At 66.8% G+C, this 11,830-nt stretch carries 12 protein-coding genes and 1 tRNA gene; 1 reads left to right on the forward strand and 12 read right to left on the reverse strand.

What is annotated here, in order from left to right; all coding sequences use genetic code 11:
* Positions 1 to 14: 14 nt before the first annotated feature.
* The 12 genes from IE187_RS06780 to rutB all read right to left on the reverse strand — a co-directional run bounded on the left by IE187_RS06780 (position 15) and on the right by rutB (position 11,624).
* On the reverse strand, positions 15 to 1,319 hold the full coding sequence (locus IE187_RS06780) for a methyltransferase family protein (protein ID WP_189675629.1): 1,305 nt from the start codon (positions 1,317 to 1,319) through the stop codon (positions 15 to 17).
* Positions 1,320 to 1,392: 73 nt separating this feature from the next.
* A complete protein-coding gene (gene mmsB / locus IE187_RS06785) occupies positions 1,393 to 2,271 on the reverse strand; it encodes a 3-hydroxyisobutyrate dehydrogenase (protein WP_189675630.1) in 879 nt (292 codons plus the stop codon).
* 134 nt (positions 2,272 to 2,405) lie between these two features.
* Entirely contained in the window at positions 2,406 to 3,182 is a 777-nt protein-coding gene (locus IE187_RS06790) for an enoyl-CoA hydratase (RefSeq protein ID WP_189675631.1), read from the reverse strand.
* Between the two features lie 102 nt (positions 3,183 to 3,284).
* A complete protein-coding gene (locus tag IE187_RS06795) occupies positions 3,285 to 4,325 on the reverse strand; it encodes an enoyl-CoA hydratase/isomerase family protein (protein ID WP_189675632.1) in 1,041 nt (346 codons plus the stop codon).
* Entirely contained in the window at positions 4,322 to 5,467 is a 1,146-nt protein-coding gene (locus IE187_RS06800; protein ID WP_133186921.1) for an acyl-CoA dehydrogenase family protein, read from the reverse strand. Before IE187_RS06800 ends, IE187_RS06795 begins: the two co-directional genes overlap by 4 nt.
* Positions 5,464 to 6,633: a polysaccharide deacetylase family protein gene (locus IE187_RS06805; RefSeq protein WP_189675633.1), complete on the reverse strand. Its 1,170-nt coding sequence runs from the start codon at positions 6,631 to 6,633 to the stop codon at positions 5,464 to 5,466. The genes IE187_RS06800 and IE187_RS06805 overlap by 4 nt, the downstream gene beginning before the upstream one ends.
* On the reverse strand, positions 6,630 to 7,010 hold the full coding sequence (locus IE187_RS06810; RefSeq protein WP_229839280.1) for a RidA family protein: 381 nt from the start codon (positions 7,008 to 7,010) through the stop codon (positions 6,630 to 6,632). Before IE187_RS06810 ends, IE187_RS06805 begins: the two co-directional genes overlap by 4 nt.
* 4 nt (positions 7,011 to 7,014) lie before the next feature.
* The gene (locus IE187_RS06815) at positions 7,015 to 8,514 is read right to left on the reverse strand and encodes a CoA-acylating methylmalonate-semialdehyde dehydrogenase (RefSeq protein WP_189675635.1); all 1,500 of its coding nucleotides are present in this window, start codon (positions 8,512 to 8,514) and stop codon (positions 7,015 to 7,017) included.
* A gap of 123 nt (positions 8,515 to 8,637) precedes the next feature.
* Positions 8,638 to 9,708, reverse strand: coding sequence for a pyrimidine utilization protein A (gene rutA, locus IE187_RS06820; RefSeq protein WP_189675636.1), 1,071 nt, complete (start codon positions 9,706 to 9,708; stop codon positions 8,638 to 8,640).
* Positions 9,709 to 9,713: 5 nt separating this feature from the next.
* Positions 9,714 to 10,514: a pyrimidine utilization protein D gene (gene rutD, locus IE187_RS06825; RefSeq protein ID WP_189675637.1), complete on the reverse strand. Its 801-nt coding sequence runs from the start codon at positions 10,512 to 10,514 to the stop codon at positions 9,714 to 9,716.
* Positions 10,507 to 10,890 (reverse strand): pyrimidine utilization protein C, encoded by a 384-nt coding sequence (rutC, locus tag IE187_RS06830; protein ID WP_189675638.1) that lies wholly within the window; start codon positions 10,888 to 10,890, stop codon positions 10,507 to 10,509. Before rutC ends, rutD begins: the two co-directional genes overlap by 8 nt.
* Before the next feature lie 2 nt (positions 10,891 to 10,892).
* Positions 10,893 to 11,624, reverse strand: a complete 732-nt coding sequence (rutB, locus tag IE187_RS06835) for a pyrimidine utilization protein B (protein ID WP_189675639.1) — start codon at positions 11,622 to 11,624, stop codon at positions 10,893 to 10,895.
* A gap of 132 nt (positions 11,625 to 11,756) precedes the next feature.
* Here rutB and IE187_RS06840 point away from each other — a divergent pair.
* A tRNA-Gly gene (locus tag IE187_RS06840) sits at positions 11,757 to 11,830 on the forward strand.

Here is an 11,830-nt window from a genome sequence, read left to right on the forward strand (position 1 = left end):
CGCCGGGGCGACGACTATTTGCGACCCGTCACCCAGCCAAAAAACCGCGGCACCGCGCCATTGCGTGCCATCCATTGCGTGTAGACCTGGTAATCCGGGTCCATCCCGAGATGCCGCTCCTCGGTCCTGGCGCGCCAGTAATACACCCCGCTTACCACCCCCATCAGGATCGTCGCCCGCGCCGCGTCGACGAACGACCCCGTCGTCAGGACCGGGATCGTCGAGATCCACCAGAACAAATTCTTCGACAGATAGGCCGGATGCCGCGAGAAGGCATACGGCCCGTGCGTCAGGATCCCGCGATTGGTAAGGTTCGAGAAGCGGAAGCCGAACGCCACCGTCGCCCAGGCATAGATCGCGGTGAGGCCGATCAGCACCACGCCAATCGGAATGAGGATCGCGGGATGCCCGGCGAACCAGGTCGACCAGCCGTCGGCGCCATAGGTGCCGGGATGATAATCGAGCGGCCCGTTATCGGCCATCAACGTGAACGGCGGATAGCAAATCAGCGCCGCCATCCATGCCGCGGCGAACGGGTTGGCGCTGCGGATATGCGAATCGAGCGGGCGGAACGTCAGGATATAGCCCGCCGTCGCGAACGCACAGTCGATCACGAACATGAAGCCGATCAGCCAATTGGCGAGCGCGACCGGATTATGCAGCACCTCCGAGACATTGCCGCGGATGAAGCCGGCAAAGCCGGGCGGCACCACCGCGAGCATGAAGGCGAGGAAGAACGCCTTCACGCCCCAGCTGCGCAGATGGTTGTAGATCGCCTCGCGGTCGATCGGCTCGTCTAGGCCCATCAGCCATGCGCCGAGCGCCCAGCAACCGTCCTTGGGCTGTTCGAGCCGACGATCGAGCCATGGGATGTAGACGATCGAACCGAGAAACACCACCGGCGCGGCGATGCCGAAGCACTGCATCGCAAACGGAAAGCCGCCCCATTGGTAGCTCCAATAGAAACGCCCGGTGCCATAGATCAGCGCAATTCCGGCCCAAGTCAGCCACAGCCCGGCAAGCTTGGTCAGCGACAGGTCCAGCGTCTCGCGCCACGGCTTCGGCGCGGACCAGTCGATCCCGGTCGAAGCGCGGCGATGCACCTTGTCGACCAGCACCGCCCATACCACCATCGGCAGCGCGCACGCCGCAATATTGACGAGCGCAGCATAGGGGCCGTCCATCCCGACAGTGCGCGCGACCGCCACCCAGGCGAACAGCCCGACCAGCCCGGCGAGCCCGCAGCCGGTGCTCACCGCCGAGGCCGGTCGCGGATCGGCGGCGCGCGCAGCGCGCGCGAGGGCGGTGTCGTGGAACATCACCGCCTTGGGTAACAGCCAAGGGTTAGAAGCGGGTTAAGGATCATCGCGCGTCCGCCCCGCTCCCATTCGGTCAGCCGCGCAACATACGGATGATCGCGGAAAAATCGAGCCCACCCTGCCCGTCGTCGGCGAAGCGCTGGTAGAGTTCGGCCGCCTTCGCACCCATCGGTGTGTCCGCGCCGGTATCGCCTGCCGCGGCAGCGGCGAGTTTCAGGTCCTTGAGCATCAGCGCGGTCGCGAAGCCGCCCTGATAGTCATGGTCGGCGGGCGTATCGGGGCCGACGCCGGGGACCGGGCAATAGCTCGTCATCGACCAGCTCTGCCCCGAGGCGACGCTCGAAATGTCGTAGAAGGTCTGCGGGTCGAGCCCGAGCTTCTCGGCGAGCAGGAACGCCTCGCACGTCGCCACCATGGTCGCGCCGAGCAGCATGTTGTTGGCGATCTTGGCGGCCTGGCCGGTGCCGTTGGCGCCGGCGTGGATGACGGCCTTGCCCATCGCTGCAAGGATCGGCTGCGCGCGTGCGAAAGCTTCCGCACTGCCGCCGACCATGAAGGTCAGCGTACCGCCATTGGCCGCGCCGATCCCGCCCGAGACGGGGGCGTCGACGGCGGTGAGGCCCTTGGCCTGCGCTGCCTCGGCGACGCGCTTGGCGGTGGCGACGTCGATCGTCGAGCAGTCGATCAGCAGCGTGGGCGGGGCGACGTTGGCGGCGAAGAGCTCGGCATAGACGGCTTCGACATGCGTGCCGGCGGGCAGCATCGTGACGATCGCCTCGGCGCCGTCGGCCGCCTCTGCGGCGGAAGCGACGGGCAGGCAGCCAGCGGCCTTGGCGCGGTCGAGTGCCTCTGCCGACAGGTCGAAGGCGCGGACGTCGTGGCCGGCCTTGGCGAGGTTCGCGGCCATCCCGCCGCCCATGTTGCCGAGGCCGATGAAAGCGATGCGTGTCATTTTTCTCTCCTGCTTCTTCTTACTCCCCTCCCGCCTGCGGGAGGGGTTGGGGGAGGGCAGTGCCGCCGCGAGGCGCTGGGTTTGTGGCACGCCCCTCCCCTAGCCCCTCCCGCAAGCGGGAGGGGGATTTTGGGTCACTTCCCCGTCCAGGTCCCCGCGCGCTTCTCGACGAACGCGCTCATTCCCTCGCTCTGGTCCTCGGTCGCGAACAGCGCGTGAAACAAGCGCCGCTCGAACTGCACGCCCATCGCGAGGCTCGTTTCGAACGCTGCATTGACCATCTCCTTGTTCGCCAGCACGGCGAGCGGCGCCATCCCGGCGATCGTCGTCGCGGTCTTGACCGCTTCCTCGACCAGCTCGGCGGCGGGCACGACGCGCGAGACGAGCCCGGCGCGCTCGGCTTCGGCAGCGTCCATCATCCGGCCGGTGAGGCACATCTCCATCGCCTTGGCCTTGCCGACCGCGCGCGTGAGGCGCTGCGAACCGCCCATGCCGGGCGAGACCGCAAGCTTGATCTCGGGCTGGCCGAACTTGGCCGAGTCGGCGGCGAGGATGAAGTCGCACATCATCGCCAGCTCGCACCCGCCGCCGAGCGCATAGCCCGATACCGCCGCGATGACGGGCTTGCGCGTCTTGGTGAAACGATCCCAGCCGGCGAAGAAATCATGCGCGTACATGTCGGCGAAGCCTTGCGCCTGCATCTCCTTGATGTCGGCACCCGCAGCGAACGCCTTCTCGCTGCCGGTGATGACGGCGCAGCCCTGCCCCGGATCGGCATCGAACGCCGCCATCGCAGCGAGCAGATCGGCGAGGATCTGGCTGTTGAGCGCATTGAGCGCCTGCGGGCGGTTGAGCGTCACGAGCGTCACGCGCCCGCGCTGTTCGACGAGGAGGGTTTCGTAGGTCGGCATTGCTCTCTCCAAATCCGTCACCCCAGCGAACGCTGGGGTCTTTGTGAGTGGGGCGTTCCGCGCGCCGCGGGGAGATCCCAGCTTTCGCTGGGATGACGCGGATCAGCCGGGCGACCATTCCTCGGCCGCGGGCAGCGGCGCGAAGATCTGGTCGAGCACGTGCGGGCTCACGCCCTCGGGCGTCGCCGGGTCCCAGCGCGGGGCATTATCCTTGTCGACGATCACCGCGCGGACGCCTTCGAGGAAGTCATGCCGCTGCACAACATGCGCGCCGACGGCATATTCCTGGCGCATCTCGTCTTCGAAGGTCGACATCGTCGCGCCTTCGTGGAGCAAACGGAGCGACACCTTCATCGTCTGCGGCGACTTGGTTTTCAGCGTGGCGAGCTGCTTGAGCGCCCACTCACCGCCATCCGCCTCGAGCGCCGCGTAGATGTCCTCGAGCACGTCCGAAGCGAACAGCCGGTCGATGTCGGCACGGTGCGCGAGGATCCGCGCTTCGGGTTGCGTCGACCCCAGGTCCGCAAGCGTTGTCGCCAGCGTCGCAGGGTCAGCCGCGATCCGCGCCTTGACGTCTTCGAGTACTGCACTCGGCAAATAGTGCGTGGCAAGGCCCAGCGCGAGGCACTCCGCACCGTCGAGCCGGCGCCCGGTCAGCGCGAGAAACTGGCCGATCCGCCCCGGCAGCCGCGACAGAAACCAGCCGCCGCCGACATCGGGGAACAGGCCGATCCCGGTCTCGGGCATGGCGAACTTGGTGTTCTCGGTCGCAACGCGGTGGTCGCATGGGCAAGCGAGCCCGACGCCGCCGCCCATCGTGATGCCGTCCATGAAGGCGACGGTCGGCTTGGCATAGGTGAACAGGCGGTGGTTGAGGCGGTATTCGGTGTGGAAGAAGCGCCGCGCCTCCGTGCCGTCGCCCGCGCCGCTCTCGGCAAGCATGCGGATGTCACCGCCCGCGCAGAAACCGCGGCCCTCGGCGTGGTCGAGGAGGACGACCTCAACTGCGGGGTCGGTGCGCCAAGCGTCGAGCGCTTCGAGCATGGCTTCGCACATCGGCGTGGTCAGCGCGTTGAGCGCCTTGGGCCGATTGAGGCGGATGCGGGCAACCCGCCCGTCGACGGAGGTGAGGACGTCGCTCATTGCCGCGTCAATTCGCGACCGACGATCATCCGCATCACCTGGTTGGTGCCCTCGAGGATCGAATGGACGCGCAAGTCGCGCCAGAAGCGTTCGATCGGATAGTCCATCAGATAGCCGTACCCGCCGTGCAGCTGCAGCGCGCGGTCGGCGACGGCCGACCCGGTGTCGGTCGCGAGCCGCTTGGCCATCGCGGCGAACTTGGTCTTGTCGGGCGCGTTCGCGGTCACCTTCGCTGCCGCCATGTAGAGCAACGCGCGTGCCGCCTCCAAGTCGGTCGCCATGTCGGCGAGCATGAACTGCGTGTTCTGGAAATCGGCGATCGCGGTGCCGAACTGCTTGCGGTCGCGCGTATAGGCGATCGCCTCGTCGAGGCAGCGCTGCGCGCCCCCGAGCGAGCAAGCGCCGATATTGAGCCGGCCGCCGTCGAGACCCATCATCGCGATGCGGAAGCCCTCGCCCTCGCCTCCGACGAGGTTCTCGGCAGGAACACGCACGCCGTCGAAGGTCACTTGCCGCGTCGGCTGCGAGTGCCAGCCGAGCTTGCGCTCGTTCGCGCCGAAGCTGACGCCGGGCATGTCCTTCTCGATCACCAGGCACGAAATGCCCTTGGGCCCTTCGACGCCGGTGCGCACCATCGTGACATAGACTTCATTCTCGCCCGCGCCCGAGATGAACTGCTTGCTGCCAGTGACGATGTAATCGTCGCCGTCACGGACCGCCTTGGTCTTCAATGCCGCCGCGTCCGATCCCGAGCCGGGTTCGGTCAGGCAATAGCTGGCGATCCGGTCCATCGTGACGAGCGAAGGCAGATATTTGTCCTTCACGCCTTGCGATCCGAACCGGTCGATCATCCACGCCGCCATGTTGTGGATGCTGATGAACGCCGAGGTCGAGGGACAGCCATAGGCCATCGCCTCCATGATCAGCGCCGCCTCGAGCCGGCCGAGGTTGATCCCGCCCGATTCCTCGGAGACGTAGATCGCGGCAAACCCGAGTTCGGCCGCCGCCTTGATCGTCTCGCGCGGGAAGATGTGCTTCTCGTCCCATTCCGCCGCGTGCGGGGTGATCCGGTCGGCGGTGAACTTGCGCGCGAGATCCTGAATCTCGCGCTGGTCGTCCGTGAGGTCGAATTGGTCGGTCATACAGCGATCCCTAAGCGCGAGGTGCGCGGCGTTACAAAGGCAGTCGACGCGCAGACGCGCCGCCACGGGTGGAGTTGCACCGGACACCGCCGGTGCGAGGACGTTCGCGCCGCAGCGGTGCGTGCCAGCGGCGCGCGGTGCAGGACGCGCTCGGCGAACAGCCGGTTGGCGAGCGGCAGGTCGTTGCGCTCGTAATAGAGCTTCCCGCCGACACCCTTCCGCCAGGCCAGCGCCTCGGGCAAGGTGCCGTTCGCGCTGACGAAGTCGCTGGTGTCGTGATAGACCGGATCGGCAAAGGCGGCGTCGGCGGTGACGATCGCCCAGCCATCCTTGCGCAGCGCCGCGACGAGATCGGGCAGATAGCGCGCGGCGACATCGGTCTCGTGCAGCAGCAACACCTGCGGTGGCGCCCGCCCGATCGTGCGGCGCATCAGCGCGTCGGAGAAATCGGCGGATTGCACCATCGTCTCGACATAGAGGTCGCGTAGCGCGGCCTCGTCGATGCCGAGCCCGGCCCGTTTGGCGGCGATCGTCTGGCCTTCGATATTCCAGTCGGAGCCGTCGACCGAAACCCAGGCGATCTGCAGCCCGCGCGCGATGAGGCCATCGACCACCGCGCGACGCTTCGCCATGTCGCGGCCGCCCTGATTGAGCCCGGGAAAGCGGAACCACGGGCGATAGCCGGGTCGGCCCCTGAGCCAGTGCTCGGCACGGTCGATATCGCCGAGAAACGCCGCGGCCGGCATCGACGCGAGATCGCGGTGCGAGAAACTGTGATCGCCGACGACGTGCCCCGCCGCGACATAGGAGGCGAGCCGCGCATCGGCGCGGTTCACCGGCCCGATCCGCCCCGGGTTGGCGAAGAACGCCGCCTGCGCGACACCGGCCGCGCGCAACCCCGCGATCAGCAGCGTCGCGCGCTGCTCGGGCGTGTAGAACGCGCCGGGGCCACGCGGCACATCGTCGAAGGTCAGCGCGATGCGCTTGCCCTCGGCGCGCCAGCCACGCGAGCGCTCGAGGTTGATCGCGGTCGGCACCGCGATCACCACGATCGCACCGACGAGCAAGCCGATCCGCACGCGATACAGCCGCGCGTCAAGCGTCGCCGTCGCGCCGCGCCGCCGCTTGCGGGTCAGCCGCCAGAGGAGCCCGCCGCGTCGCTTCATGCACACAGCACTTCGGCTTCGATTTCGACGCGCCATTCGGGGCGGATGAAACCCGATACGATCAGCGTCGTCGTCGCCGGTCGCGCCGTGCCGAACCAACGGCCGTGCACCGCCGCGACTGCGGGGAAATCGGCGCGATCGGTCAGATAGAGGCAGGTGCGCACGGTATCGGCAATATCGCCGTCGAGATCAGCAATCGCCTTGGCGACGATCGCGCAGCACCGTTCCATCTGCGCCGCCGCGTCGCCCGGCGTGGTCGATCCGTCGGGCTCGATCGGCGCGGTGCCGGCGACCATGATCTGGCCGCCGGTCCGCACCGCGCGCGAAAATCCGAGGATCGGCTCGAGCGGCGAACCGCTGCTGACGCGGCGCTTCACCGGCTTACCCCATGGTCGGGATGACGAAGGCATTGGCGCCGTCGCCGACTCCGCCATCGGGCCAGCGCTGCGTTACGGTCTTGACCTTTGTCCAGAACTTTACGCCTTCCATGCCGTGCTGGTTGGTGTCACCGAACGCCGACCGCTTCCAACCGCCGAAGGTGTGATAGGCGACCGGCACCGGGATCGGCACGTTGATGCCGACCATGCCCACGTTCACACGTGCGGCGAACTCGCGCGCGGCGTGGCCGTTGCGCGTGAAGATCGCGACGCCGTTGCCGTATTGATGCTCGCTCGGCAGGCGCAAAGCGTGCTCGAAATCGTCGGCGCGGACGATCTGCAACACGGGTCCGAAAATCTCTTCCTTGTACGCCGACATCTCGGGCGTGACGTGGTCGAACAGCGACGGCCCGATGAAGAAGCCTTTCTCATGCCCCTGCAGCTCGAAGCCGCGGCCGTCGACCACCAGTTCGGCGCCTTCGTCGACGCCGGTCTGGATCCACTGCTCGATCCGGCTGCGATGCGCGGCGTTGACCACCGGGCCGTAATGCGCGTCATTGTCGGTCGAGACGCCAACGCGGAGAGCCGCGATCGCCGGGATCAGTTTCTCGCGCAAAGCGACCGCGGTCTTCTCGCCGACCGGCACCACCACCGGCAGCGCCATGCAGCGCTCGCCCGCGCTGCCGAATGCCGCGCCCGACAGATCGGCGACGACCTGGTCGAGATCGGCATCGGGCATCACGATGCCGTGGTTCTTGGCGCCGCCCATCGCCTGGACACGCTTGCCCGCCGCGACGCCGCGCTTGTAGACGTAATGCGCGATGTCGGACGAACCGACGAAGCTGACCGCGCTGATCGCGGGATGATCGAGGATCGCGTCGACCATTTCCTTGTCGCCGTGGACGACCTGGAGGATCCCCTCGGGCAGCCCCGCCTCGGCGAACAGTTCGGCAAGCCGGACTGGCACCGACGGATCGCGCTCGCTGGGCTTGAGCAGGAAGGCGTTGCCCGTCGCGATCGCGACGCCCGACATCCACAGCGGGATCATCGCCGGGAAGTTGAACGGCGTGATGCCCGCGCCGATGCCGAGCGGCTGGCGCATCGAATAGACGTCGATGCCGGGGCCCGCGCCCTGGGTGTATTCGCCCTTCAACACGTGCGGGATGCCGCAGCAGAATTCGATCACCTCGAGCCCGCGCTGGATGTCGCCCTTCGAATCGGCGATCACCTTGCCATGCTCGGACGAGAGCAGATGCGCGAGCTCGTCCATGTGCGCTTCGACCAGCGCCTTGAAGTTGAACATCACGCGCGCGCGACGCTGCGGGTTGGTCGCCGCCCAGCCCGGCTGCGCCTTCAGCGCGGCGGCGACCGCGGCGTCGAGCGTCGCCTGCGTGCCGAGGTTGACGCTCGCCTGGACGAGGCCGGTGTTGGGATCGAACACGTCGCCGGTCCGAGTCGCTCCGCCGCCCGAAAGGCCGACGATGTGATGGTCGATGATCCGCATGGCATACTCTCCGTTTTGCGATGCTCTTTCGACCAATTTTTGCGCCGCGCCAACCCCATCTAGTTTCCGATGTAACGGTTTGGCGTCGGATACGATCGCGTCATCCCGGCGTGACGGTCGCGGTTAGGCTCCCACCCCCGCCCGGCACTTCATCAGCGGCTGGATCCGCGTACCGAACGCCTCGACGCCCTCGACGAAATCGTCGAAGGTCAGCAACACCCCGCCGGTGTTGGGGACTTCGGCCATCTCGTCGAGCATCCGCGCGACGCTCTCAAACGAGCCGACCAGCGTCCCCATGTTGATATTGACCGCCCCCTCGGGTGCGGCGAGCTGGCGGACGTTGGTGTCCTTATTGTGCGTGTCTTTCGCGCCTTGGTCGGCGAGCCAGGCGATCGCGTCGAGATCGACCCCGGCATTGTACGATTGCCATTTCGCCATCGCCTCCTCGTCGGTCTCGGCGGCGATGATCATGATGAGGACGAAGATCGAAACGTCGCGCCCGGTCTTCTGCGTGGCGGCGACGAGGCGGCTGTTGGTCGAGGCGAACGCGGTCGGCGTGTTGACGCCCTTGCCGAGGCAGAAGGCATAGTCCGCCCATTTCGCCGAGAATGCGAGCCCCTCGTCGGACGAGCCCGCGCAGATGATCTTCATATCGCCGTCTGGCTTGGGCCGGACGCGGCAGTCCTCCATCTGATAGTAATCGCCCTTGAAGTCGCTGACGCCCTCGGCCCACAATTCGCGCAGTATATGGGCATATTCGTCGAGCATCTTGTAGCGGTTGCGGAAATGCGCGTCGCCTGGCCACATCCCCATCTGCGTATATTCGGGCGGCTGCCAGCCGGTGATGAGGTTGAGCCCGAAGCGCCCGTGGCTGATCGAGTCGATCGTGTTGCACATCCGCGCGGCAAACGCCGGCGGGATGACGAGCGTCGGGCAAGTCGCGAAGATCTTGATCTTCTCCGTCACCGCGGCGAGGCCCGCCATCAGCGTGAAGCTCTCGAGGCCGTATTCCCAGAACTCGGTCTTGCCGCCGAAGCCGCGCAGCTTGATCATCGACAGCAGGAAATCGAGTCCGTGCTTCTCGGCGCTTTGCGCGATCGTCTTGTTGAGATCGAACGACGGCATGTACTGCGGCGCATTCTCCGAAATCAGCCAGCCATTGTTGTTGATGGGGACGAAGACGCCGACCTGCATGCGCGTTATCCTTGCACGGTTTCGCCCGCCAGCCAGGCAAGCACGAAGCTGTTGAACGCATCCGGATCGACCACATTGACCGCGTGGCCGCCATGCTCGGCGCGGCAGAAGCCGGCGATCGGCAGGCCGTTGGCAAGCGCGACCCCGGCGTTGGACGGGACGAGCATGTCGTCATCCGACACCACGACGAGCACCGGGCGATGAATGTCTCGCAGGCGTTCCGAAACGTCGAACGCGGCGAGCGCGGCGATCCGTTTTTCCATAGTCGCTGCACCCGGGAAATGCGCGAGCTGCTCGGGCAACTCCGCCTCGAGCAGCGCATCGTTCGCCGAGATCCAGTTGGGCGGATACAGGAACAGCGGTTGCGCGCGCAGATACGCCTCGGGCCCGCTCCCGCGCAGCAACGCCAGCCTTACAGCGAAGCACCGGAGGAAATGCGGATCGGGCGACGCCCAGCCGTTGACCACGACGAGCTTGTCGACCCGGTCGGGCGCCATCAGCGCCAGCGCCAACGCCGCGACACCGCCTGCGGCATGCCCGACGATCGTCGCGCGCGGAATCGCGAGCGCGTCGAGCAGCGCGAGCATGTCGGCGGCGAGATCGTCGACGGTGACGGCATCGGGCAGCGCGCGGTCGCTGCGACCCGTCCCACGATGATCGTAGGCGATCACGCGATAGCGCTCGGACAGCGCCGCGATGTTGGGCGCCCAATAGTGCGCCGACCCGCCAAGCCCCGAGGACAGCATTAGCGGAGGCGCGTCCTCGCGCCCATGAATCTCGTAATAGAGCCCCGCCGCCTCAGCCAAGATGCGCGACCGATGCGATTTCGACCAGGCACTCGGGCTTCACCAGTTCGGCCTGGATGCAATAACGCGCGGGCTTCGCACCCGGGAAATACGCGGCATAGACCGCGTTGAACGCGGCATAGTCGGCGAGGCTCTTGAGGAAGATATGGTTCATCGCCACGTCCTCGAGCGTCGCACCCGCCGCTTCGAGCGTCGTCCGGATCGTGTCGAGGATGTGGCGCGTCTGGCCGGCGGCATCGCCGACATGCAGCACCGCCCCGCCCTCGCCGAGCGCGAGCATGCCCGAGACGTAGATCGTGTTGCCCGCCTTCGCCGCGGCCGAATAGGGCGCGATCGGGGTCGGGAATTGCGGGGGATTGATCGCTTCGAAAGGCATGGTCACTCCTTGGGGGACTGGCCGAAGCTGCCGCAGAAATCCGCGGTCGTGCTGACCCAGCCGAAAAACTTCTCGATATTGTACACGCTTGCCGCCTGCATCGCCGGAGGCCCGAGATGATGCGTCGCATCCTCGAGCATCACCCCGAAATATTCGAGATGAAAGCCGTCGCGCAGCGTGCTTTCGACGCAGACGTTGGTGGCGATCCCGACGAAGACGATGTTGCGGATGCCGCGGGCGCGCAGGACGCTGTCGAGCTGCGAGTTGAAGAACGCCGAATAGCGCGTCTTGTGGAGCGAAATGTCGCCCGGCTGCGGTTTCAGCGCATCGACCAGCGCGTAATCCCACCCGCCGCGCGCGAGCAGTTGCCCCGCGAGCTCGGGCCGCTTGCGCATTGTCTTCAATGCATTCGACTTGTGGAAATTGGGCGATTGCGGGCCGCCTGCCTCGACATAGGCGGGATCCCAGCCATTCTGCAGGTAGATCACCTGCACGCCCGCCGCGCGCGCGGTATCGAGCACGGTGGCGATCTTGCCGATCGTCCCCGCCGCACCGGCAATGTCGAACCCGGCGAGATCGACATAACCGCCTTCGCTCGCATAGGCGTTCTGCATGTCGATCACGACGACCGCGGTCTGTTCGGGCGCGAGCCGCAACGCCTCGGGCCGCGCCGGGAGCGTGACCGCCGTGTCGCCGTCGCCGCCGGGGCAGGTTACGGTCTGATCGTCGGGCACGCGGCACTCCTTGCGGGGAAGCGCCCGATCCTGTCGCGTTGCACGCACAAGTACAAGACCCGCATCTTGCGCCGCGCGCAGCACCGCGCTAACCGATGCCCATCGCCGCACATGCGTGCGCTGAGCCGGCGAGCGGGTATAGTACAATGGTAGTACAGCAGCCTTCCAAGCTGAATACACGGGTTCGATTCCCGTTACCCGCTCCA

Origin of the sequence: Sphingomonas glacialis (genome assembly GCF_014653575.1) — a bacterium.
GTDB classification, from domain to species: Bacteria; Pseudomonadota; Alphaproteobacteria; order Sphingomonadales; family Sphingomonadaceae; genus Sphingomonas; species Sphingomonas glacialis.

Coding starts and splice junctions, on each gene's coding strand:
- rutC (WP_189675638.1), bottom strand. CDS start 10,890: ATGCCTTTCGAAGCGATCAATCCCCCGCAATTCCCGACCCCGATCGCG.
- IE187_RS06815 (WP_189675635.1), bottom strand. CDS start 8,514: ATGCGGATCATCGACCATCACATCGTCGGCCTTTCGGGCGGCGGAGCG.
- IE187_RS06805 (WP_189675633.1), bottom strand. CDS start 6,633: ATGAAGCGACGCGGCGGGCTCCTCTGGCGGCTGACCCGCAAGCGGCGG.
- IE187_RS06790 (WP_189675631.1), bottom strand. CDS start 3,182: ATGCCGACCTACGAAACCCTCCTCGTCGAACAGCGCGGGCGCGTGACG.
- rutA (WP_189675636.1), bottom strand. CDS start 9,708: ATGCAGGTCGGCGTCTTCGTCCCCATCAACAACAATGGCTGGCTGATT.
- IE187_RS06800 (WP_133186921.1), bottom strand. CDS start 5,467: ATGACCGACCAATTCGACCTCACGGACGACCAGCGCGAGATTCAGGAT.
- IE187_RS06780 (WP_189675629.1), bottom strand. CDS start 1,319: ATGTTCCACGACACCGCCCTCGCGCGCGCTGCGCGCGCCGCCGATCCG.
- mmsB (WP_189675630.1), bottom strand. CDS start 2,271: ATGACACGCATCGCTTTCATCGGCCTCGGCAACATGGGCGGCGGGATG.
- IE187_RS06795 (WP_189675632.1), bottom strand. CDS start 4,325: ATGAGCGACGTCCTCACCTCCGTCGACGGGCGGGTTGCCCGCATCCGC.